The organism is Salmonella sp. 32120201201600049SM, from assembly GCF_017572835.1.
Classification (GTDB): domain Bacteria; phylum Pseudomonadota; class Gammaproteobacteria; order Enterobacterales; family Enterobacteriaceae; genus Salmonella; species Salmonella enterica.
Genome location: NZ_JAGESA010000003.1, coordinates 402,164 through 426,643, shown reverse-complemented (window position 1 = coordinate 426,643; position 24,480 = coordinate 402,164). Strand labels below are relative to the sequence as shown.

Annotated in this window: 17 protein-coding genes; 10 read left to right on the top strand and 7 right to left on the bottom strand. The window is 51.4% G+C overall.

Annotation, left to right across the window (positions count from 1 at the left end; genetic code table 11):
• The first annotated feature begins 2 nt into the window (after window positions 1-2).
• A complete protein-coding gene (gene rcsB, locus J4650_RS10560; RefSeq protein ID WP_001061919.1) occupies window positions 3-653 on the top strand; it encodes a response regulator transcription factor RcsB in 651 nt (216 codons plus the stop codon).
• A gap of 102 nt (window positions 654-755) precedes the next feature.
• Here rcsB and rcsC read toward each other — a convergent pair whose 3' ends face one another.
• From rcsC to J4650_RS10540, 4 genes are all read right to left on the bottom strand, one after another.
• Window positions 756-3,602, bottom strand: coding sequence for a two-component system sensor histidine kinase RcsC (gene rcsC, locus J4650_RS10555; protein ID WP_000876084.1), 2,847 nt, complete (start codon window positions 3,600-3,602; stop codon window positions 756-758).
• Window positions 3,603-3,719: 117 nt separating this feature from the next.
• Complete coding sequence (gene gyrA / locus J4650_RS10550; RefSeq protein ID WP_038993193.1) at window positions 3,720-6,356, bottom strand: DNA topoisomerase (ATP-hydrolyzing) subunit A; 2,637 nt, start codon at window positions 6,354-6,356, stop codon at window positions 3,720-3,722.
• A gap of 409 nt (window positions 6,357-6,765) precedes the next feature.
• The gene (locus tag J4650_RS10545) at window positions 6,766-7,968 is read right to left on the bottom strand and encodes a mandelate racemase/muconate lactonizing enzyme family protein (protein ID WP_124234974.1); all 1,203 of its coding nucleotides are present in this window, start codon (window positions 7,966-7,968) and stop codon (window positions 6,766-6,768) included.
• Between the two features lie 14 nt (window positions 7,969-7,982).
• Window positions 7,983-9,308, bottom strand: coding sequence for an MFS transporter (locus J4650_RS10540; protein WP_000098078.1), 1,326 nt, complete (start codon window positions 9,306-9,308; stop codon window positions 7,983-7,985).
• A 49-nt stretch (window positions 9,309-9,357) separates the two neighbouring features.
• On the opposite strand from J4650_RS10540, the gene J4650_RS10535 reads away from it, so the two are divergent.
• From J4650_RS10535 to yfaE, 5 genes are all read left to right on the top strand, one after another.
• On the top strand, window positions 9,358-10,242 hold the full coding sequence (locus J4650_RS10535; RefSeq protein WP_000944714.1) for a GntR family transcriptional regulator: 885 nt from the start codon (window positions 9,358-9,360) through the stop codon (window positions 10,240-10,242).
• Between the two features lie 82 nt (window positions 10,243-10,324).
• On the top strand, window positions 10,325-11,053 hold the full coding sequence (gene ubiG, locus J4650_RS10530) for a bifunctional 2-polyprenyl-6-hydroxyphenol methylase/3-demethylubiquinol 3-O-methyltransferase UbiG (RefSeq protein ID WP_001091009.1): 729 nt from the start codon (window positions 10,325-10,327) through the stop codon (window positions 11,051-11,053).
• A 355-nt stretch (window positions 11,054-11,408) separates the two neighbouring features.
• Window positions 11,409-13,694 (top strand): class 1a ribonucleoside-diphosphate reductase subunit alpha, encoded by a 2,286-nt coding sequence (gene nrdA, locus J4650_RS10525; protein WP_001076495.1) that lies wholly within the window; start codon window positions 11,409-11,411, stop codon window positions 13,692-13,694.
• 112 nt (window positions 13,695-13,806) lie between these two features.
• Entirely contained in the window at window positions 13,807-14,937 is a 1,131-nt protein-coding gene (nrdB, locus tag J4650_RS10520) for a class Ia ribonucleoside-diphosphate reductase subunit beta (RefSeq protein ID WP_000332026.1), read from the top strand.
• Entirely contained in the window at window positions 14,937-15,191 is a 255-nt protein-coding gene (gene yfaE / locus J4650_RS10515) for a ferredoxin-like diferric-tyrosyl radical cofactor maintenance protein YfaE (RefSeq protein ID WP_000533921.1), read from the top strand. Before nrdB ends, yfaE begins: the two co-directional genes overlap by 1 nt.
• Before the next feature lies 1 nt (window position 15,192).
• On the opposite strand, the gene J4650_RS10510 is transcribed toward yfaE, so the two are convergent.
• The gene (locus J4650_RS10510) at window positions 15,193-16,383 is read right to left on the bottom strand and encodes an MFS transporter (RefSeq protein WP_000660247.1); all 1,191 of its coding nucleotides are present in this window, start codon (window positions 16,381-16,383) and stop codon (window positions 15,193-15,195) included.
• Window positions 16,384-16,544: 161 nt separating this feature from the next.
• On the opposite strand from J4650_RS10510, the gene J4650_RS10505 reads away from it, so the two are divergent.
• The gene (locus J4650_RS10505) at window positions 16,545-17,423 is read left to right on the top strand and encodes a LysR substrate-binding domain-containing protein (protein ID WP_000176719.1); all 879 of its coding nucleotides are present in this window, start codon (window positions 16,545-16,547) and stop codon (window positions 17,421-17,423) included.
• A gap of 115 nt (window positions 17,424-17,538) precedes the next feature.
• Here J4650_RS10505 and glpQ read toward each other — a convergent pair whose 3' ends face one another.
• Together glpQ and glpT are read right to left on the bottom strand one after the other, a co-directional pair.
• Entirely contained in the window at window positions 17,539-18,609 is a 1,071-nt protein-coding gene (glpQ, locus tag J4650_RS10500) for a glycerophosphodiester phosphodiesterase (RefSeq protein WP_000858952.1), read from the bottom strand.
• A 4-nt stretch (window positions 18,610-18,613) separates the two neighbouring features.
• Window positions 18,614-19,972 carry a glycerol-3-phosphate transporter gene (gene glpT, locus J4650_RS10495; protein ID WP_000948739.1) on the bottom strand — a complete coding sequence of 453 codons (1,359 nt, stop codon included), beginning with the start codon at window positions 19,970-19,972 and terminating at the stop codon, window positions 18,614-18,616.
• A gap of 272 nt (window positions 19,973-20,244) precedes the next feature.
• Here glpT and glpA point away from each other — a divergent pair, with 272 nt between their 5' ends.
• Genes glpA through glpC form a run of 3 tightly spaced genes read left to right on the top strand, consistent with a single transcriptional unit; the run spans window position 20,245 to window position 24,309 of the window.
• Window positions 20,245-21,873 carry an anaerobic glycerol-3-phosphate dehydrogenase subunit A gene (glpA, locus tag J4650_RS10490; protein WP_000857207.1) on the top strand — a complete coding sequence of 543 codons (1,629 nt, stop codon included), beginning with the start codon at window positions 20,245-20,247 and terminating at the stop codon, window positions 21,871-21,873.
• Window positions 21,863-23,122: a glycerol-3-phosphate dehydrogenase subunit GlpB gene (gene glpB, locus J4650_RS10485; RefSeq protein ID WP_000667152.1), complete on the top strand. Its 1,260-nt coding sequence runs from the start codon at window positions 21,863-21,865 to the stop codon at window positions 23,120-23,122. Before glpA ends, glpB begins: the two co-directional genes overlap by 11 nt.
• Complete coding sequence (gene glpC / locus J4650_RS10480) at window positions 23,119-24,309, top strand: anaerobic glycerol-3-phosphate dehydrogenase subunit GlpC (protein ID WP_001285726.1); 1,191 nt, start codon at window positions 23,119-23,121, stop codon at window positions 24,307-24,309. The genes glpB and glpC overlap by 4 nt, the downstream gene beginning before the upstream one ends.
• Window positions 24,310-24,480: the final 171 nt, after the last annotated feature.

Here is a 24,480-nt window from a genome sequence, read left to right as displayed (position 1 = left end):
ACATGAACAATATGAACGTAATTATTGCCGATGACCACCCGATTGTACTGTTCGGTATTCGCAAATCACTTGAACAAATCGAGTGGGTGAATGTTGTCGGCGAATTTGAAGATTCCACAGCATTGATCAACAACCTGCCGAAATTAGATGCGCATGTGTTGATCACTGACCTCTCCATGCCGGGAGATAAATACGGCGATGGGATCACCTTGATCAAGTACATCAAGCGTCATTTTCCGAGCCTGTCTATTATCGTTCTGACCATGAACAACAATCCGGCGATCCTGAGCGCCGTGTTGGATCTTGATATTGAAGGGATCGTACTCAAACAGGGTGCGCCAACCGATCTGCCTAAGGCGCTGGCCGCGCTGCAAAAAGGCAAAAAATTCACCCCAGAAAGCGTTTCTCGCCTGCTGGAGAAAATCAGCGCAGGCGGTTACGGCGATAAGCGCCTGTCGCCAAAAGAGAGCGAAGTATTACGCCTGTTCGCCGAGGGCTTCCTGGTCACCGAAATCGCCAAGAAGCTCAACCGCAGCATTAAGACCATCAGCAGCCAGAAGAAATCGGCGATGATGAAACTGGGCGTAGAGAATGATATCGCGCTGCTCAACTATCTCTCTTCCGTCACCCTGAGTCCGACAGACAAAGAATAAATCGCTTTTATGTTACCCAGCCTGATGGCGCTACGCTTATCAGGCCTACCAGTCGACTCATCTTTTGCAGGCCGGACAGGCGACGCCGCCATCCGGCATTTTTTATGCCCGCGTTTTACGTACCCGCTCGGCATACACCGCCAGCGTCTGTTTCAACACATCCAGCGTCACAGGCTTCGACAAACAGCTGTCCATACCGGACTCCAGGCAACGTTGTTTCTCTTCCGCCAGCGCGTTCGCCGTCACGCCGACGACCGGCAGCGTCAGCCCAAGCTGACGGATACGCTGTGTCAGGCGATAGCCGTCCATGTTCGGCATGTTCACATCGCTCAGAACAATATCGATAGCATTTTTACTCAGCACATTCAGAGCGTCCACGCCATCATTGGCTGTCTTACACTGATACCCCAGCGATCCCAGTTGATCGGCCAGCAAGCGGCGATTGATCGGATGATCGTCAACGACCAGAATCATCATGTCGTCATTTGAATCTGCGGTTTTATCCGTCGTCGGCAATGCGCTGGAAAGCGCTTCACTATCCAGCTCAATACTATAGATACGCGCCAACAGCGCGGGCAACTCATGCACCGACGCCACACTATGCACCCACTCGCCCGGCGCTCTTTCCAACGGAATCCCGATATGACGGCGGCAAAAGACGACCGCAGCCCTCCCCTGCCAGGTATGCTCCAGCGCGTCATCGACAATCAAAATATCGTCCGCGGCGGGTTCTTGCCCTTCATAACGCTGCGTATGAACGCCGCTACGCGCCAGACTGGTCTCAATAAACTGGCACAAAGAAGTATTGCGCACCGCCAGCCAACAGCAGGTTCCGGCGAGTCCTTCCACGCTCTTTTTCACAGGGTATTGCGCGCCATAAAGCGGGATGCGCAGCGTAAACTGGCTTCCCATGCCCGGCTCCGAATCGACGGAAATATCGCCGTCCATCATGCTGATCAATTTTTCGCAAATCGCCAGCCCCAGACCGGTCCCCTGAAAGTTACGCTGTACGCCGGTTCCCACCTGGAAGAAGGGATCGAACAGGCGAACCACCTCTTTTGCCGGAATACCAACGCCGGTATCCCGCACGCGAATGCTGAGATAATCCCCATCACAGCGCACATGCAGCACGATGCAGCCAATATCGGTAAACTTAATGGCGTTGCTCAACAGGTTTGAAATGACCTGCTGTAAACGCATCGGGTCGCCGTTCAGCGATACCGGCACGTCAGGCTCAATAAAACAATACAGGCCGAGCTGCTTACGCACCACCAGCGGCAGATAATTGGCGGTGATATGGTTCATCACCTCTCGCGGTGAAAATTCGCGCGGCTCAATCTTTAGCTGTTCCGACTCAATTTTCGAGAAGTCGAGAATGTCGCTGATAATTTTCAGCAACAGACTGGAGGAATTATTCATCGCCGTGACCAGACGATCCACACCTTTTGGCAGCTCTTTGGTTTGCAGCAGATCGAGATTGCCAATGATACCGTACAGCGGTGTGCGCAATTCATGGCTGACCGTTGCAAGGAACATGGATTTAGACTGGCTTGCCTGCTCCGCTGCCTGCGCCATCTCTTGCAGCGACTCTTCCATTTTGACGCGCGTACTCACATCTACCAACACGCAAATCGCGACGTTTTCATTACGATAGCGGGAATGGACGAAGCTAATTTGCAAATTGGTATTATTGCTGGTCAATACATCAACAAAGTTGACCTGCTGGCCGCAAATGATTTGCGTCAGGCGCTGTCTGTCTTCATGCGTGAGCATGTTCAGGTAGGTGTGCGCCAGTTCGTTACTCAGAATATTGACACCATCAATAGTGCGCAGAATACAGATCCCCACCGGCGCGGAGGCAACGATTTTACGGTTGAACTGTTCATGCTCTTCCAGACGCTGGGCATCGCTCTCCGCCGGAATGAAAATTCGCCGCTCATACATCCGCGCAAGCGTAAACAGCCCTGCGCCCACCAGCACGTTTAGCAGGATAGCATTCAGGATAAGAATACGAATACGCTCCAGGACTAAATCTACAGGCACAGAATAGACAATACTGAGCGAGGATGGCGGCAGGCTTTTTTTGAGTACCAGTTCGCGAAAACCTGGCGTATAACCAAACCAGGAGCGCTCCTGCATCCAGCGCGGCTCCGCTTTAATATTGCCGTCAGGACCGGTCAACGAAATCAGCGAATGGCCGTTCTCATCAATAATAGTGACGCCCATCGGCAAACTGCCGGGCGTGAAAAAATTTTCCATGCGGATGGACTGCTCGACGCCCAGCAGCGCCTGCAGACGGTTAGCCAGATACACCGGCGTCAGCGCATAAAAGTAGCCCACGCCCTGACGCGCGCCCTGGCTTATCCAGAAAAGGTTATTCCCACTTTCTTCCTGCGGCGCGTTGCGGTATTTCATAATCCGCTCATGTAACGCTTTTAACGCATCATCGCGCTCCACGGGCATTTCACGCAGGCCGAAATTCGCCATACAGAGGTTATCGCTGCCAATCAGGAAAACGCGGTTAAGATCATACGCCGCTGAAAAGTTGTCGCGCCAATAACGCATAAACCAGGCCAGCGACTCCAGCGATCCGCGCCAGGCGGAGCCCATCGCCGCACAGTCTGAGTCGGCGAATAGCGGTTCAAAGTCCGGCACCACCATTTTGTCATCACGCGCACGCGACGACATGACGCCGTTTTCCGCCGTTAAACGGTTCTCGGCGATATATTTGAGCTCTTTCATCACATCCGACGTGCGCTGGATAAAACGCTGCGCCTGATCGGAGCTAAGGTTGAACTCCTGACGAATTTCAGATTCCCGCTGGTGCAGGGCATTGACGATGTAAAACACCGAAACAAAGGCGATTAAGAGCCAAATGAGTAACGCTAACGCTCTGAATAAGTAGCGCGAGACTTTCAGCGTAGTTCGAAAGGAAGCAAGGTATTTCAAAGGGGCGAAGCTCCGCCTCAGGATGTAAATAGAGTGTGACTAAGGTAGCGGTAAATGACGTAGCCCGCAACGGCAAAGAAAAAGGGCCGGATATCCGGCCCTCGCACAGCAATAACATTACTCGTCAGCGTCATCCGCAACGTCGTCATCGCTTTCCGCTTCCGGGGCGATATCCTCATCCCCTTCCGCCACGCTGCCGTCGATAGCGTCGAGTTCTTCGTCATCTACCGGTTCAGCAACGCGTTGCAGACCCACCACGTTTTCATCTTCCGCCGTGCGGATAAGGATAACGCCCTGGGTATTACGTCCCACTACGCTGATCTCAGACACTCGGGTACGCACCAGAGTACCGGCATCCGTGATCATCATGATCTGGTCGCAATCGTCTACCTGTACCGCACCGACAACGGAACCGTTGCGCTCGGTCACTTTGATAGAGATAACGCCCTGCGTCGCACGAGACTTGGTCGGGTACTCGTCCGCTGCGGTACGCTTCCCGTAGCCGTTTTGCGTTACGGTCAGAATAGCGCCTTCGCCGCGTGGGATGATCAGAGAAACTACTTTATCGTCTCCCGCCAGCTTAATACCGCGCACACCGGTCGCGGTACGCCCCATCGCACGGACGGCGTCTTCTTTGAAGCGCACCACTTTACCCGCGGCCGAGAACAGCATGACTTCGTCAGAACCAGAAGTCAGGTCAACGCCAATCAGCTCGTCGCCGTCGTTGAGGTTCACCGCGATAATACCAGCGGAACGCGGACGGCTGAATTCGGTCAGCGCCGTTTTCTTCACGGTACCGCTGGCGGTCGCCATAAAGACGTTGACGCCTTCTTCGTACTCACGAACCGGCAGAATCGCGGTGATACGTTCGTTGGCTTCCAGCGGCAGCAGGTTGACGATCGGACGACCGCGCGCGCCGCGGCTGGCTTCCGGCAGCTGATAGACCTTCATCCAGTACAGACGGCCCCGGCTGGAGAAGCAGAGGATGGTGTCATGGGTGTTAGCCACCAGCAGGCGGTCGATAAAGTCTTCTTCTTTAATACGCGCGGCAGATTTACCTTTCCCACCACGACGTTGCGCTTCGTAATCCGTCAGCGGTTGATATTTGACGTAACCCTGGTGAGACAGCGTCACGACAACATCTTCCTGGCTAATCAGATCTTCGATATTAATATCGGCGCTGTTGGCGGTGATTTCGGTACGACGCTCATCGCCGAACTGATCGCGAATTAACTCCATCTCTTCGCGGATCACTTCCATCAGGCGATCGGCGCTGCCCAGAATGTGCAGCAGTTCAGCAATCTGCTCCAGCAACTCTTTGTATTCGTCGAGCAGTTTTTCATGCTCCAGGCCGGTCAGTTTCTGCAAACGCAGATCCAGAATCGCCTGCGCCTGCTGCTCAGTCAGGTAATACTGACCGTCACGCACGCCAAATTCTGGCTCCAGCCATTCCGGACGCGCAGCGTCATCACCAGCGCGCTCCAGCATCGCAGCAACGTTGCCCAGATCCCACGGACGCGAAATCAGCGCCGCTTTTGCTTCTGCCGGCGTTGGCGCGCGGCGAATCAGTTCGATAATCGGGTCGATGTTAGCCAGCGCAATCGCCAGAGCTTCAAGGATATGCGCGCGGTCACGGGCTTTACGCAGTTCAAAAATAGTACGACGCGTCACCACTTCACGGCGGTGGCGCACGAACGCTGAAATGATGTCTTTCAGGTTCATGATCTTCGGCTGGCCGTGATGCAGCGCCACCATGTTAATACCGAAGGAAACCTGTAGCTGGGTCTGGGAGTAGAGATTATTAAGCACCACCTCGCCCACCGCATCGCGTTTCACTTCAATCACGATGCGCATCCCGTCTTTGTCGGATTCGTCACGCAGCGCGCTGATGCCTTCCACGCGTTTATCTTTCACCAGCTCGGCGATTTTCTCGATCAGGCGCGCTTTGTTCACCTGATAGGGAATTTCATGGACGATGATGGTTTCACGGCCCGTTTTCGCGTCAGCTTCAACTTCCGCGCGGGCGCGAATGTACACTTTGCCACGACCGGTACGGTAGGCTTCTTCGATACCACGACGACCGTTGATGATCGCGGCAGTCGGGAAGTCCGGCCCCGGAATATGTTCCATCAGCCCTTCAATGCTGATGTCTTCGTTGTCGATATACGCCAGGCAGCCGTTAATCACTTCCGTCAGGTTGTGCGGCGGGATATTCGTCGCCATACCTACTGCGATACCGGAAGAACCGTTAACCAGCAGGTTAGGAATTTTGGTCGGCATGACGTCCGGAATTTTTTCCGTACCGTCATAGTTATCCACGAAATCCACCGTCTCTTTTTCGAGATCGGCCATCAGTTCGTGGGCGATTTTCGCCAGACGGATCTCCGTATAACGCATTGCCGCCGCGGAGTCGCCGTCAATAGAACCGAAGTTACCCTGACCATCCACCAGCATGTAACGCAGCGAGAATGGCTGCGCCATACGAACGATGGTGTCATACACTGCGTAATCGCCGTGGGGATGGTATTTACCGATTACGTCACCAACGACACGGGCAGATTTTTTATAGGCTTTGTTCCAGTCATTGCCCAATACGTTCATGGCGTAAAGTACGCGACGGTGTACCGGCTTCAGGCCATCTCGGACATCCGGCAGCGCACGGCCAACAATGACCGACATCGCATAATCCAGATAGGAGCTCTTCAGCTCTTCCTCAATGTTGACCGGTGTAATTTCTCTCGCAAGGTCGCTCATCTAACCGCTATCCCTCTACTGTATCCCGGATTCAAAGGTCGCAAATTATAACACATTCGCCCACGTACTGGTAAACGGAATGCAGCCAGACAATGCTTTATTCGGGTGCCGCATGCTCTCTTCATTTATAAGCGTGGTCTCGGCGTTTATTGGCGATCGGCTTCAGAGGTGACACAGGGGAGATCGGGGCCTGGCCAGGAAGAGGTTAGAAAATCAATACCTCCCGTGTATACCCGTCATACTTCAAGTTTCATGTGCGTTGGCAGCGAGTTACTCGGCCCATCCCTGGGCCTCGCCCCGTCGGGGTTAGCGCAAGCGCTGTTCAAGACGGTTAACCATTTTATCCTGCAACTCGAATTATTTAGGGAATATGCCGGGAGGCATAAACAATAATCAGTATCACCAGATGCTATTTAATCACATAGGCCAGATATTCTTTCACTACCTCATCGTTTAATTCCTGACCCAATCCGGGCTGTTCCGGCGCGACATAATAGCCATTTTCCGGCTGATAATCGTGGGTACAAAGTTCCCGAATAGATGCTTTCATCGCATTAGTATGATGCTCATGAATAATAAAGTTGGGAATTGCTGTTTCCATATGCAGCGCGGCTACCGTGGAAACAGGACCGCCGCAAACATGCACCTGTACAGTGGTGTCATAAATATTAGCATAGTCACAGATTTTCTTTCCTTCGGTAATTCCGCCGCAGAGACACAAATCAGGTTGTGCTACGGCAATAGACTGCTTCTCCAGTAATTCCCTGTATCCCCATCTTGTGTAGGAACGCTCGCCAGTGGCGATTGGAATCGTTGTTGAACGGGAAACTTTCTGCATATTATCAGAATTTAATGGATGAATCGGTTCTTCATAAAGAAAGATACGATACTTTTCTATCGCCTTCGCAAATTGAATAGCTGAGTTGGTACCGAGAAGAGAATGGATTTCCACGATAATATCAGCATCATCCCCCATTGCTTCACGCATAGCGGCAATTCGCGCTTCCCCCATTTTTAATTGATCGGCCAGTAACAATCCTGAATAGTTACGATTTTTATTCTGAAAAACACAGTCATCGCCATTACGATCGATTTCGAGTGGATCCACTTTAATCGCATCATATCCATCGTCAAGAGCCGCACGCGCCGCCTCAGCATATTCATCAGGTGTCACTAATATCTGGCGTTTATCCCCCCAACCAAATTGTAACTGACTAGCATAGGTTCTTAATTTTTCATTGGTTTTCCCACCAAGGAGCTGATAAACAGGTACACCTAAATATTTACCTTTGATATCCCAAAGAGCAATATCAATAGCGCTCATTCCGGCATAAAAAACGTTCCCGCCCCCCATCCCCCAAAAAGTCTTTCTGAAAAAGAACTCCCAAATTTTTTCGATATTTAATGGATCTTCACCCATAATCAATGGCGCCAGATCTCTGATGATCCCTACGCCAGCTTTAGCGCCTGCGCCATAGGCCAGTCCTACTTCGCCAATACCACTTAATCCTGAGTCGGTATTCACCCGAATAAGTACTGGATTATAGGAGGACATCGTTTGATCTCTTTTTTTTAATTCACAGTCAAAAACTTCAATAGACGTAATTTTCATAATTTCTCCATTTTTCAGGTTCGTGATACAACATTTGTTTGTTGGCTTTTTTCTTTTTTCACATCAATTTTCATTAACGCCAGAACGGCTACCGCAGCGAAGCAAAGTATTGCCTCTACAATAAATATTCCTGTCGCACCATAATGAGTAGAAACGAATCCCAGTGATTTATTAATCAGGAATCCGCCAAGACTTGAACATGAGTTAATAAACGCAATGCTGATAGCCAACCCTGACGGCGACAATAATGCAGAAGGCAGCGCCCAGTAAGGTCCGTAATAGCTGAGGATCCCAACACCATAGAACGTTAGCCCCAGCATTCTCAACGACATTGAGGGGACAAGAGCAATCATCAGAAAACCACAGCCCGCCAGAAACATGGGTAATGCAGCATGCCATTTTCGTTCATTCTTTTTATCGGAATGCCAGCCCCACCAGGGCATGCTGAACATAGCGAAAATAAACGGAATACTCATGATTAAACCAACGTCAGTATCCGTAAAATCAGCTGAAAATCCCTTCACCAACCCCGGCAACCAGTAGTTTGCCGCCAGAGCAGCCGCCTGAATCAACATGTAGGCGAAAGAAAGCTGAAGCAAAACTGGATTTTTGATTACGGAAAGAAAGGATGAGTTGGTATTTTTATTTAATGCAGCTGCGGTTTCATTGTCAGTGCGTAATTTATTAACTAAGGCCGATATCTGCTGTGGCGTAAGCCATTTAGCCTTTTCTGGACTGTCAGGCAGTAAATAAAATGTCAGGATGCCAAGGAATACGGTTGGGATACCTTCAATAGCAAAAAGCCAGCGCCAGCCTTCATAATCCGGGGTATTCAAATGCTCGATGATCCAACCAGACATCGGTGCAGCCAATACCGATGCTACAGCAATAGATAACATGAAGAAACTATTGACTTTTCCGCGTTCACGAGCCGGAAACCAACATGCAAGATAATAAACCATGCCCGGGAAAAAGCCAGCTTCAAATACCCCCAAAAAAATGCGAGCCAGCAAAATATGTTGAGTATCTTTAGCAAAAAAAATCAGCCCAGTTACCGCTCCCCAGCCGATAATAATGGAACTAATCCATTTTCTTGCGCCAAGCTTTTGCAAGCCAATGCTACTCGGAATTTGAAAGATTAAATATGATATGAAGAATATAGAAGAAATATTAGCGAAATCCTCAGGCGTAATACCGAGAGATTCATTCATGCGTAATGCAGCAAACCCAATATTGACACGATCCATATAGTTAAAAAAGTAAAGAATAAACGCCAAAGGAATGATTTTCCTTTTTACAATACGAATTGCATCGTATAAATTTTCTTGTGGACTACTCATTTTGCATCACCTTTTATGATTCAATGAATAAGGGGATTGACCGGAATCGATGTTACGTAAAAAACAATACAATTCAAAAGCTAATGTGTCATATCTGATATATCAGCAAGCAAACTTAATGAAATATACAATAACAACAATAAAGTATGTAAATTTTCTTATATCTGATATATTAGATCCGTTAATTTTGAATAAATTAATTACAATGGAGCCGGGTTTAACCATGGAGGAGAAGAAAATGAAAAATAGATTAAAGCGTGACTTTAGTCACATATCAATTGAAATACCCAAATCCATCACCCAGGTGATTAAAGAGAAAATAAGGGAGATGATTATCCATGGCGATTTCGATCTTGGGCAAGCGATCAGTGAAAATGAACTATCAAATATTCTGATGGTAAGTAAAACACCAATTCGTGAAGCTTTTATTTGGCTGAGCTATAATGAAAACCTGGTCAACATCATTCCCCGCAGTGGGACATTTGTTTTTTCTGTCACCGACGAGGATATCAATGATCTCATCAAAATGAGGGTTATCCTTGAACAGGGCGCAATTCGTGAAGCGATGGAGAAAAATGCTAACAATGTCATAGTCGAATTAAGCAATATTTTATCGAAGTCAGCAAAAATTAATGCAGAGCGAGATACGCAAGCTTACCTCAAACTGGATCATGATTTTCATTATGTTTTTGTGAAATATGCCGATAATAAATACATTTCACAAGCACACCTGTTGATCTCTGCACGTTTATTGGCAATTCGCTACAGACTGGATTTTACCGCTGAATATATCACCAGCTCTAACCGTGGACATGCCACTATTTTGGATATGTTAAAAAACAACAACGTCGAGGGCGTCTGTAATTTTATCACGCACCACATCGGTAGCGGTTTTACAGAACGCGCAAGAAAACTTCTTGCGCTGAAAGCGTAATAAAGACGGCAGTAGATATAACGCAGCGACTTTGCACCTGCTATACTGCCCCGATAGATCAATAGCGGAATCTCATGTACTCATGAACACTGAAAAACCGTCGGTAGCTCACAACGTTGACCATAATGAAATCGCCAAATTCGAAGCCGTCGCGTCGCGCTGGTGGGATCTGGAGGGCGAATTCAAGCCATTGCATCGCATCAACCCCCTACGCCTTGGCTACATTACTGAGCGCTCAGGCGGCCTGTTCGGTAAAAAGGTGCTCGACGTCGGCTGTGGCGGCGGTATTCTGGCGGAGAGCATGGCGCGCGAAGGCGCTACCGTTACCGGGCTGGATATGGGCTTTGAGCCTTTGCAGGTCGCCAAACTGCATGCGCTGGAAAGCGGCATTGAGGTAGAGTACGTGCAGGAGACGGTTGAGGAACATGCGGCAAAACACGCCCAGCAATACGACGTCGTCACCTGTATGGAAATGCTGGAGCATGTTCCCGATCCGCAATCGGTCGTCCACGCCTGCGCCCAACTGGTTAAACCCGGCGGCGAGGTGTTCTTCTCAACGTTGAACCGCAATGGGAAATCCTGGCTGATGGCGGTCGTCGGCGCTGAGTATATTCTGCGCATGGTGCCAAAAGGCACGCACGACGTGAAGAAATTCATTAAGCCTGCTGAACTGTTAAGCTGGGTAGATGAAACCGTCCTGAAAGAGCAACATATCACCGGGCTGCACTACAACCCGATAACCAATACTTTCAAACTCGGTCCCGGAGTAGACGTTAACTACATGTTGCATACCCGCGCTAAAAAAGCCTGACATCAAAGAATTTTCCTATAAGGGTTGCGTTAGATCATCGGGCGCAACCTTTCTCTGCGATGAAGAAATCAGCATTCGATCAAATTTTGATTTTTTTTTATGAATTGTTGACATCCTCTCCAGGCCTTATCAGACGCGCATTTAGCGATTCTTACGCTTTTGCAACCGCAATTTAACGCCAAAATCAACTCTTGTACTCAAAAGAATCCCTACTAGAATACTCACCATATAGCGTTTCACTTATCGATTACCCCCTATATATAGTATTTATCCACAGAGTTAGTCACAACGTGGCGTTGTGGATAAGCGGGGGGATATTTTTCTTTCACGGACAGGTAAACAGGTAGAAAACCACATGAATCAGAGTCTGCTGGTGACAAAGCGTGACGGCCGTACTGAGCGCATCAATCTCGACAAAATTCATCGCGTGCTTGATTGGGCGGCAGAAGGACTGAATAACGTATCGGTTTCTCAGGTCGAGCTACGCTCGCATATTCAGTTTTATGATGGGATTAAGACCTCCGATATCCATGAAACTATCATTAAGGCCGCCGCAGACCTGATCTCTCGCGATGCGCCGGATTATCAATACCTGGCTGCGCGTCTGGCGATTTTCCACCTGCGTAAGAAAGCCTTCGGCCAGTTTGAGCCGCCCGCACTTTACCACCATGTGGTAAAAATGGTTGAGCTTGGCAAATACGACAATCATCTGCTGGAAGACTACACGGAAGAAGAGTTCAAGCAGATGGATTCGTTTATCGTTCACGATCGCGATATGACCTTCTCCTACGCTGCCGTTAAGCAGCTGGAAGGGAAATATCTGGTGCAAAACCGCGTGACCGGTGAAATCTATGAAAGCGCGCAGTTCCTCTACATTCTGGTAGCGGCCTGCCTGTTCTCGAACTACCCGCGTGAAACGCGTCTTGACTATGTAAAACGTTTTTACGATGCGGTCTCTACGTTCAAAATCTCGCTGCCGACGCCCATCATGTCCGGTGTGCGTACCCCAACCCGTCAGTTCAGCTCCTGCGTACTGATCGAGTGTGGCGACAGTCTGGATTCCATCAACGCCACCTCCAGCGCTATCGTGAAATACGTTTCTCAGCGCGCCGGTATCGGCATCAACGCGGGACGCATTCGTGCGCTGGGCAGCCCGATTCGCGGCGGCGAAGCGTTCCACACCGGCTGTATTCCGTTCTACAAGCACTTCCAGACGGCGGTGAAATCCTGTTCGCAGGGCGGCGTGCGCGGCGGCGCGGCGACACTGTTCTATCCGATGTGGCACCTGGAAGTGGAAAGCCTGCTGGTACTGAAAAACAACCGTGGCGTGGAAGGTAACCGCGTACGTCACATGGACTACGGCGTACAGATCAACAAACTGATGTACACCCGCCTGCTGAAGGGCGGCGACATTACGCTGTTCAGTCCGTCCGATGTACCCGGGCTATACGATGCGTTCTTCGCCGACCAGGACGAATTCGAACGCCTGTACGTGAAATATGAAAACGACGACAGCATCCGCAAACAGCGTGTGAAAGCGGTCGAACTGTTCTCGCTGATGATGCAGGAACGCGCCTCTACCGGTCGTATCTATATCCAGAACGTTGACCACTGCAATACTCACAGTCCGTTCGATCCGGTTGTCGCCCCGGTACGCCAGTCTAACCTGTGTCTGGAGATTGCCCTGCCGACCAAACCGCTGAACGATGTCAACGATGAAAACGGCGAAATTGCGTTGTGTACGCTGTCTGCATTCAACCTGGGCGCCATTAAAACTCTGGACGAGCTGGAAGAACTGGCTATTCTGGCAGTACGCGCTTTGGATGCTCTGCTCGATTATCAGGATTACCCGATTCCGGCTGCCAAACGCGGCGCAATGGGCCGTCGTACGCTGGGCATTGGCGTGATTAACTTCGCCTACTGGCTGGCGAAAAACGGTAAACGTTATTCCGACGGCAGCGCCAATAATCTGACGCATAAAACCTTTGAAGCCATTCAGTACTATCTGCTTAAAGCGTCCAACGAACTGGCGAAAGAGCAAGGCGCCTGCCCATGGTTCAACGAAACCACCTATGCAAAAGGCATTTTGCCGATCGACACCTACAAAAAAGATCTGGATGCGATCGTCAACGAACCGCTGCACTACGACTGGCAACAGCTGCGTGAGTCGATCAAAACCCACGGTCTGCGTAACTCCACGCTATCGGCGCTAATGCCGTCGGAAACGTCGTCCCAGATCTCCAACGCCACCAACGGCATTGAGCCGCCGCGCGGCTACGTCAGCATCAAGGCCTCGAAAGACGGTATTTTGCGTCAGGTCGTGCCGGATTATGAGCATCTGAAAGACGCTTACGAACTGTTGTGGGAGATGCCGAACAACGACGGTTATCTGCAACTGGTGGGTATCATGCAGAAGTTTATCGATCAGTCGATTTCCGCCAATACCAACTACGATCCGTCACGTTTCCCGTCAGGAAAAGTGCCGATGCAGCAACTGCTGAAAGATTTGCTCACCGCGTATAAGTTTGGCGTGAAAACTCTGTACTATCAAAATACCCGCGACGGCGCGGAAGATGCGCAGGACGATTTGGCGCCTTCTATTCAGGACGATGGCTGCGAAAGCGGCGCTTGTAAGATCTGATGAATAGTGCCGGGTAGCGCTATGCTTACCCGGCCTACGATTGTACGGTTTGTAGGCCGGATAAGGCGCTTGCGCCGCCATCCGGCGCTCATCCCATAAAGGATTCACTTCAATGGCATACACCACTTTTTCACAGACGAAAAACGATCAGCTCAAGGAACCCATGTTCTTTGGCCAGCCGGTCAACGTTGCACGCTATGACCAGCAGAAATATGACATCTTCGAAAAACTGATCGAAAAACAGCTCTCTTTCTTCTGGCGTCCGGAAGAGGTCGACGTCTCCCGCGATCGTATCGATTATCAGGCGTTGCCGGAGCACGAAAAACATATCTTCATCAGCAACCTCAAATACCAGACGCTGCTGGATTCCATTCAGGGACGTAGCCCGAACGTCGCCCTGCTGCCGCTCATTTCCATCCCGGAGCTGGAGACGTGGGTAGAGACCTGGGCGTTTTCTGAGACGATTCACTCACGATCCTACACCCACATTATTCGTAACATCGTCAACGATCCGGCGGTCGTGTTTGACGATATCGTGACCAATGAGCAAATTCAGAAGCGCGCCGAAGGGATCTCCGCCTACTACGACGAACTTATTGAGATGACCAGCTACTGGCATCTGCTCGGTGAAGGCACCCATACCGTTAATGGCAAAACGGTTGTCGTGAATCTGCGTGAGCTGAAGAAAAAACTGTATCTGTGCCTGATGAGCGTGAACGCGCTGGAAGCCATCCGCTTCTACGTCAGCTTCGCCTGCTCTTTCGCATTTGCCGAGCGTGAACTGATGGAAGGCAACGCCAAAATTATCCGTCTGATCGCCCGTGACGAAGCTCTGCATCTGACCGGCACGCAACATATGCTGAACCTGTTGCGTAGCGGCGTGGACGACCCGGAGATGGCGGAAATCGCCGAAGAGTGTAAACAGGAATGTTATGACCTGTTCGTGCAGGCGGCGCAGCAGGAAAAAGAGTGGGCGGACTATCTGTTCCGCGACGGTTCGATGATCGGCCTGAATAAAGACATCCTGTGTCAATACGTTGAATATATTACTAATATTCGTATGCAGGCGGTAGGGCTGGATCTGCCGTTCCAGACCCGCTCCAACCCAATCCCGTGGATCAATACCTGGCTGGTGTCCGATAACGTTCAGGTCGCGCCACAGGAAGTGGAAGTTAGCTCTTATCTGGTCGGACAAATCGATTCGGAAGTCGATACCGACGATCTGAGTAATTTCCAGCTCTGATGGGACGCGTCACGCTGCGTATCACTGGCACACAGCTGCTGTGCCAGGATGAACACCCTTCTCTGCTGGCCGCGCTGGAATCGCATAACGTTGAGGTGGAGTATCAGTGCCGCGAAGGTTATTGCGGCTCCTGCCGTACCCGACTGGTTGCCGGTCAGGTTGACTGGATTACGGAACCTTTAGCGTTTATCCAGCCGGGAGAGATTTTGCCCTGCTGCTGCAGGGCAAAAGGCGATATCGAAATCGAGATGTAACTCAGTGCAACTCGCTGGTGGAAACCAAAGGCATCACGCCACGTTTTTTCATCTGCACGGCATACAGTGCGCCAGCGAGTACCACCAGCACCGCGCCAGCGACATAAATCATACGATAGCCAACCGACTCAACCATCATTCCCATGATAAAGGCGCCAATCGCCATTCCGGCATCCATCGCGTTAAAGAACAGTGAATTCGCCACGCCGATTTTATGCGGTTCAACCGAGCTGATAATTTGCGTCTGGAAAACCGGCGTGACCGAACCGTAGCCGATACCGATGAGACCGCCGGAAATAATCATCATGATGCTGCCATTGGTGTAGCCCAGCGCCACCAGACCGATGGTAAAAGCCAACAGGCATGGGAAAACAACATATTTCGGCCCTTTTTTATCACAAATATTCCCGGTGAAGGTACGGCATATCATCAGGAAAATCGCGTAGCACAGCAGGAAATTACTGGCCGCCGCCATTAAATCCAGCTCACGCGCATACAGCGCCAGGAAAGCCGATACGCCGGCATAGGAGAAAGTCATAAAAAAGGTGACCAGCGCAAAAGGCAAGGCGGCGCGGTCAAACATCGCGGCAAAACCCAGATTCGGTTTCGAACCATCGGCATGACGAATTACCGGAGGGACCGTCACAATCAGGGAAAGTACAATCCCTAACGCCGCTACAGCGGAACAAAGCCAGAATGCGGCAGTGAACGCGTTCCAGCGGGCCATATTCAAACCGATCCACGGTCCTACGACCATCGCAAGGCCCATCGCTAAAGAGAAAAAGCTGATGCCCTCTCCACGTCGGGAGGCCGGAATTAACCGCGCTGAAATAGTTCCTTTTACCGTGGTAATAACACCAAACGTAATCCCATGAAGTACGCGGATAAAGAGCAGCGACTCGATAGAATGGCAAACCGGATACAGCGCGGTAATCACCAAAAAAGCCAGAGAAGAGAGCACCAGAATCTTTTTATTCGAATATTTTCCCACCCACTGTCCGGCAAATGGCCGAATAACAATTGCCGCGGCCAGGAAACATGTCACTAACAGCCCGGCCTTATCTGCAGAAGCATGCAGGCGGTCAGCGATATAAATGGGTAATAAAGTTAGCAGTACATAAAAAACAAAAAAGATAATAAAACTGACTATGGTGATTGCCCAAAAATCCTTCGTCCATAATTTTTCTTTCATTCTTAACGACCCGTTCAGATGGCGCACGCAGGCAACGCTCAGCTCAACTGAACACCTATCAGGTGCGTCAAAATGTGATGTATTCGATAGAATCGCAGTATAAACAAGTGCACTCTATTAGAAAAATTAATCGTTTTAATTATATTAATTAGGTTTTACTAATGACACTAACCCAAATCCACGCCCTGCTTGCCGTACTGGAGTACGGCGGATTTACCGAGGCCAGCAAACGGCTATACATGACGCAATCCGCCGTCAGCCAGGCCATCTCCGCGCTTGAGGAGGAGCTCGGCGTTGATATATTGATTCGTGAGCGTCGTAAAGAGATTGAGCTTACCGCCGCCGGTAGCCGCATCGTCAGGCACTTACGCGCGATCCAGCGCGACGTCAACGCGGTAAAAGAGATTGCCGAACAAGAAAAAAAGAACCCGGCCCGTACGCTACGGATTGGCTGTTTTCCCAGCGCCTGCGCCTGCATTTTACCCGGCGTCATTCGCTATTTTGAAAGCCATCATCCAAATGTAAAAATTATCCCTTATGAAGAGAACAGTACGGCTATTATTGATTCGCTGCAGGACGGAAGTATTGATGCCGGTTTCGTTCCTTTTCCGGTCAACGGTATGTATTGCGTCCCCATTTACCGGGATAAATTCACCGTAGTGGTGCCTGAAAATCATCCCCTGGCGGCCAATAGTACGGTAACGGTCGAAGAACTGATGGACGAACCACTTATTGTCAGTAAAGGTCGTTATGAATTAAGCATTATGGCGTTGTTTAAAGAAAAGGGTATTGAGCCGATATTTAAATATGAATTTAACCATCCCGATACTGCGCTGAATTTTATTCGCCAGGGATTAGGTATCGCCTTATTGCCAGAATTAACCTTAAAAGCCACGACAGGAAAATTATGCTCCGTGGCGCTGGAGCCCACCTTTTATCGACAAATTTCCCTGTTAGCAAAAGAACCGCCGGTAGAAGGAAGTCCGTTATTTTTATTACAAAAATGTATGGAAACACTGACCGATGAGGGGTTGCTATAAAACAACCCCGCCTGATGGCATTGCGTTTACCAGACTTACGCTGGCAAACGTTGCGCCAGGCCGGATGAGGCGTTTATGCCCTCATCCGGCGCGTCACTTCGACTATGGCAAACCTTTAGTCATTTTTTTGCAGGAACATAACCGCCTTATCCGGGAAGTCAGTGAACAGCCCGTCGACGCCCGCCTTGTTATACAGGATGTCGTACAACTGATTGACGTCTGTGGCATAGTCCGGCAATTGATCGGCACGCACAGTGTAAGGATGCACTACCATCTTATTCTGATGCGCGTCTTGCACCATTCCAGTCAGCTTGATATTCCCTTTCGTTGAGCCTTCCGCAACCAGCATATGGTAATCCGGACCAATACCGTCCGCATATTCCGCCACCTGCTTCATAGCGCCCGGCTTAAACATCCAGTCGTAGTTGTAATTTACCCAACGACCGTCCGGCTGTTTCTGCTGTGTTTCATTCCAGTCGGTATACGCAATAAGTTGAACCAGATTGAGATCCATCCCCATTTTGGGTTCCAGTTCATTCTTAATACGTTTCAGCTCAGCGACATCAAAACACTGCAAATAGACATTGTCCTGCTTGCCGGTGTAACCATACTTCTTCAGCACTTCCAGCGTTTTCGCGGCAATATCTTTCCCTTCCTGATGATGGAACCACGGCGCTTTAATTTCCGGATAAATACCGATATTTTTACCGGTAGAGTGATTTAATCCCTGAACGAATTCAATTTCCTCTTCAAAGGTATGAATGCGGAAATCAGATTTTCCCATCGGGAAACGGCCCGGATAAGTTTGTACTTTTTTGCCGTTTTCAATATCAAACCCTTCGGTAAACTTCAGGGATTTAATTTCATCCAGCGTAAAATCGATAGCGTAATAGCGCCCATCTTTACGCGCCCGGTCCGGAAAACGATCAGCGACGTCAGTCACCCGGTCAAGGTAGTGGTCATGGAGGACGACCAGATGGTCGTCCTTTGTCATCACTAAATCCTGTTCCAGATAATCTGCCCCTTGCGCATACGCCATCGCTTTCGCCGGTAGCGTATGCTCCGGCAGATAACCGCTGGCACCACGGTGGGCGATAACGACTTTTTCAGCCGCCACGGCGCCGCTTCCGATGGTCATTCCTGCCAACATTAACGCCACGCTAAGGTTTTTCAGTGTGGTTTTCATGTTATTAGCCTCCGTTGCGTTTTAACTGCAGCTCATCATGATGGCGTTTTTCACCAATCATCACGACCACCAGCAGGATTACCGCCAGAATGCTGCCGCCAATCATCACCATAAAGCCGCCATCCCAACCGAAGAAGTCAACGGTATAACCCACAATGGCGCTTGCAGCGACAGAACCGCCCAGGTAACCAAACAGACCGGTAAAGCCCGCCGCCGTACCCGCCGCTTTTTTCGGCGCCAGTTCCAGCGCGTGCAGACCGATCAACATTACCGGGCCGTAGATCAGGAAGCCGATGATAATCATACAAGCCATATCAACGTTCGGGTTTCCTGCCGGGTTCATCCAGTAAACGATGGTCGCGATAGTCACCAGGGTCATAAAGAACACGCCGGTCGCGCCACGGTTGCCGCGGAAGACTTTATCCGACATCCAGCCACACAGCAGCGTGCCCGGAATACCCGCGTATTCATACAGGAAGTAGGCCCAGGAGGATTTATCCAGTGCGAAATGCTTCACTTCTTTCAGGTAGGTCGGCGACCAGTCGAGGATGCCGTAGCGCAGCAGATAAACAAACACGTTGGCGATAGCGATGTACCACAACAGTTTGTTTGGCAGTACGTACTGCATGAAGATCTGCTTCGCAGTCAGCTCTTCTTCCGCTTTTTCGTTGTAGTCGTCCGGATAGTCGTTTTTATACTCTTCGATAGGCGGCAGACCGCAGGATTGCGGCGTATCGCGCATCATTGCGAAAGCGAACAGCGCCACCACAATCGCGCCAAAGGCTGGCATATAGAGCGCCGCTTTCCAGTCGTTAAACCACGCCATCCCCAGCAGGAACAGCAGTGGCGGGATCCCGCCGCCGACGTTATGCGCACAGTTCCAGACCGACACAATGCCGCCGCGCTCTTTCTGCGACCACCAGTGAACCATTGTACGTCCGCACGGCGGCCACCCCATCCCCTGGAACCAGCCGCAAAGGAACAACAGCACAAACATCACGGCGATGCTGGATGTCGCCCACGGTACAAAGCCCATAAACAACATGACTGCTGCGGCCAGAATCAACCCTGCCGGCAGAAAAACGCGCGGATTCGAGCGATCGGACACCGAACCCATTATAAATTTCGAAAAACCATAAGCGATGGAAATCCCGGACAACGCAAAGCCCAGATCGCCGCGTGAAAAACCCTGTTCTACCAGGTAGGGCATCGCGAGGGCAAAGTTCTTGCGCACCAGATAATACGCGGCATAGCCAAAGAATATCCCCAGGAAAATCTGCCAGCGTAATCGGCGATAGGTCGGATCAATCTCCGCCGCTGGCAAGCGCGCTTTATGCGGCGCTGGTTTAAAAATACTCAACATATTGTAGCCTCCGTGGCCCGTATTTTATTTAGAGGTAAACACCGCAGTTTGTTCAAACAACCCCGCTGCTCCCAGTGTGGCCGCGATGTTAAGTAAAGATACGTCACGTTAATGTGAATTACAGCACATATTGTTACAGTTTTATGACCAATGTTCAGAAAGGCGCACGAAATCACGTTTCATTTTCGAATAGTGAGCGATTATGCGCGAAATCAAACATTCCATATGATTTGTATGGCTAAATGATAAAAAACGAACTGTGAGGAAAAACAATGAAAACTCGCGACTCGCAAGCAAGTGACGTGATTATCATTGGCGGTGGAGCAACAGGCGCAGGGATCGCCCGCGACTGCGCGCTGCGCGGTTTACGTGTCATTCTGGTGGAACGGCATGATATAGCGACCGGCGCGACCGGGCGTAACCACGGGCTGCTGCACAGCGGCGCTCGTTATGCGGTTACCGACGCGGAATCCGCGCGCGAGTGCATTAGTGAAAACCAGATTTTAAAACGGATCGCCCGCCATTGCGTCGAACCGACGGATGGTCTGTTTATTACGTTGCCGGAAGATGATCTTGCGTTTCAGGCCACCTTTATTCGCGCCTGTGAAGCGGCAGGCATTCGCGCTGAAGCCATCGATCCGCAGCAGGCTCGCATCATCGAACCTTCCGTTAACCCTGCGCTCATCGGTGCGGTAAAAGTGCCGGATGGCACCGTGGACCCTTTCCGCCTTACCGCCGCCAATATGCTGGATGCCAGAGAACATGGCGCAATCGTGTTAACGGCGCATGAAGTGACCGGGCTCATTCGTGAAGGCGCAACGGTCTGCGGCGTCCATGTGCGCAACCATCTCACTGGCGAAACCCAGACGCTTCACGCGCCGGTGGTGGTCAATGCGGCAGGTATCTGGGGGCAACGGATCGCCGAATACGCCGACCTGAGTATTCGCATGTTCCCGGCGAAAGGCTCGCTGTTGATCATGGACCATCGGATCAACCAGCATGTCATTAACCGCTGCCGGAAACCATCGGATGCCGACATTCTGGTACCTGGCGATACGATTTCACTGATCGGCACCACCTCTACCCATATTGATTACAATGAGATAGACAGCAACCGCGTCACCGCAGATGAAGTCGATATCCTGCTGCGTGAAGGGGAAAAACTGGCCCCTGTCATGGCGAAGACGCGTATTCTGCGCGCGTATTCCGGCGTCCGCCCGCTGGTGGCCAGCGATGACGATCCCAGCGGTCGTAACGTCAGCCGCGGTATTGTGTTGTTCGACCACGCCGAACGCGACGGGCTTGAAGGCTTCATTACCATTACCGGCGGGAAGCTAATGACTTACCGCCTGATGGCGGAATGGGCGACCGACGCCGTGTGCCGCAAGTTGGGCAATACTCGCCCCTGCATCACGGCGGATACGCCGTTGCCTGGCTCAAAAGAGTCTACGGAACATACGCTGAAACGCATTATCTCGCTTCCCGCGCCGCTACGCGGATCGGCGGTTTATCGGCATGGCGATCGCACGCCGGGGTGGCTGAGTGAAGGCCGCCAACACCGTAGCCTGGTCTGTGAATGCGAGGCCGTCACGGCGGGGGAAGTGCAGTATGCCGTCGAAAACTTAACCGTGAATAGCCTGCTGGATCTGCGCCGTCGCACCCGCGTAGGGATGGGCACTTGCCAGGGCGAGCTATGCGCCTGCCGCGCGGCCGGGCTATTGCAGCGTTTTAATGTGACGACCGCGGCGCAATCTATTACGCAACTCTCTGAATTTCTGAATGAGCGCTGGAAAGGCGTACAACCTGTCGCCTGGGGAGACGCGCTGCGCGAAAGCGAATTCACGCGCTGGGTTTATCAGGGATTATGCGGTCTGGAGAAGGAGCACCAGGATGAAATTTGATACGGTTATTATGGGCGGAGGTCTCGCCGGTTTGCTATGCGGACTGCAACTCCAGCAGCATGGATTACGCTGCGCCATCGTCACCCGCGGACAAAGCGCGCTGCATTTTTCCTCCGGCTCGCTGGATCTACTCAGCGCCCTGCCCGACGGCCAACCGGTAACCGACATTACCGCCGGGCTTGATGCGCTGCGCCGCCAGGCGCCTGAACATCCTTATTCGCGGTTAGGCGCGCAAAAAGTCCTTACGCTGGCGCAACAGGCGCAAACGCTACTTAACGCCAGCGGCGCGCAGTTATACGGCGACGTACAGCAGGCGCACCAGCGTGTCACGCCGCTTGGCACATTGCGTTCAACCTGGCTTAGCTCGCCGGAAGTACCGGTCTGGCCGTTATCCGCACAGCGAATTTGCGTCGTCGGCGTTAGCGGATTACTGGATTTCCAGGCGCACCTTGCGGCAGCGTCGCTGCGTCAACGCGATCTCAACGTGGAAACCGCAGAAATCGACCTTCCGGAACTGGACGTACTGCGTGATAACCCGACGGAATTTCGCGCGGTCAATATTGCGCGTCTGCTTGATAACGAAGAAAAATGGCCACTGCTGTACGACGCGCTGTCGCCAATAGCGACAAACTGCGACATGATCATCATGCCCGCCTGTTTCGGGCTGGCGAACGATACGCTGTGGCGCTGGCTTAACGAACGTCTGCCCTGCGCGCTCACGCTGCTGCCGACGCTGCCGCCATCGGTGCTCGGTATTCGTCTGCACAATCAGCTCCAGCGCCAGTTTGTCCGTCAGGGCGGCATCTGGATGCCGGGCGATGAAGTGAAGAAAGTCACCTGCCGTCGCGGTACCGTGAGCGAAATATGGACCCGCAACCATGCCGATATCCCACTGCGCCCGCGTTTTGCCGTACTTGCCAGCGGTAGCTTCTTTAGTAGCGGTCTGGTTGCCGAGCGCGAAGGGATCCGCGAACCTATTTTAGGGCTCGACGTACAGCAAACGGCCACCCGCGCCGAATGGTATCAACAACATTTCTTCGACCCACAGCCCTGGCAGCAGTTTGGCGTCGTGACGGATGACGCCTTCCGCCCCTCCCTTGCGGGCAACACGGTAGAAAATCTGTATGCAATAGGTTCTGTGCTGGCGGGATTCGATCCTATAGCTGAGGGATGCGGCGGCGGTGTCTGCGCAGTCAGCGCCCTCCAGGCCGCGCACCATATCGCTGAGCGTGCAGGAGAACAGCAATGAGCGACACACGTTTTGAAAGTTGTATTAAATGTACGGTGTGCACCACCGCGTGCCCGGTCAGCCGCGTTAATCCTGGCTACCCTGGCCCTAAACAGGCCGGACCGGATGGCGAGCGCCTGCGTCTGAAAGACGGCGCACTGTATGATGAGGCGCTGAAATATTGCATTAACTGCAAACGGTGTGAGGTCGCCTGTCCGTCGGACGTGAAGATTGGCGATATCATCCAGCGCGCCCGCGCGAAATACGATACGACGCGCCCGTCATTGCGTAATTTTATTCTCAGCCATACCGATCTGATGGGCAGCGTTTCAACGCCGTTCGCGCCGGTGGTCAATACCGCCACCGCATTAAAGCCAGTGCGCCAGTTGCTTGATTACGCGCTCAAAATCGATCATCGCCGCACCTTACCAAAATACTCTTTCGGCACCTTCCGCCGCTGGTATCGTAGCGTGGCGGCGCAGCAGGCTAAATACAAAGATCAGGTCGCCTTTTTCCATGGCTGTTTTGTGAATTACAACCATCCGCAGCTCGGAAAAGATCTGATTAAGGTGCTGAACGCAATGGGTACTGGCGTACAGTTACTGAGTAAAGAGAAGTGTTGCGGCGTACCGCTGATCGCTAACGGTTTTACGGATAAAGCTCGCAAACAGGCTATCAGCAATGTGGAGTCGCTACGCGAGGCGATTGCCGTCAAAGGTATTCCGGTCATCGCCACGTCATCCACCTGTACGTTTGCGTTGCGCGATGAATATCCTGAAGTGCTGGACGTGGACAACGCCGGGCTGCGCGAACATATCGAGCTGGCCACCCGCTGGCTATGGCGCAAACTGGATGCCGGGAAAACGCTGCCGCTTAATCCTTTGCCGCTGAAAGTGGTCTACCATACGCCGTGTCATATGGAAAAAATGGGCTGGACGCTTTACACGCTTGAATTATTGCGGCAAATTCCGGGGCTTGAATTGACGGTACTTGATTCACAGTGCTGCGGCATTGCCGGTACGTATGGATTTAAAAAGGAAAACTATCCGACATCACAGTCCATCGGCGCGCCGCTGTTCCGCCAGATTGAAGAGAGCGGCGCCGACATTGTCGTCACCGATTGTGAAACCTGTAAGTGGCAAATTGAGATGTCTACAAGCAAGCGCTGCGAACACCCCATTACGCTACTCGCCCAGGCGCTCGGCTAAGTAAAAAGCGCCGGAGCCCCTCCGGCGCCATTACCCTACTAACCGGGACCGATTTTCCATCAGACATATACCCTTCATACTTCAAGTTGCTTATGTGTTGGCTACGGATTATTTTGGGTATAAACGCGGATGTCTCTTTGCAATAACCTGCCCTATTTGGTTAACCATGAC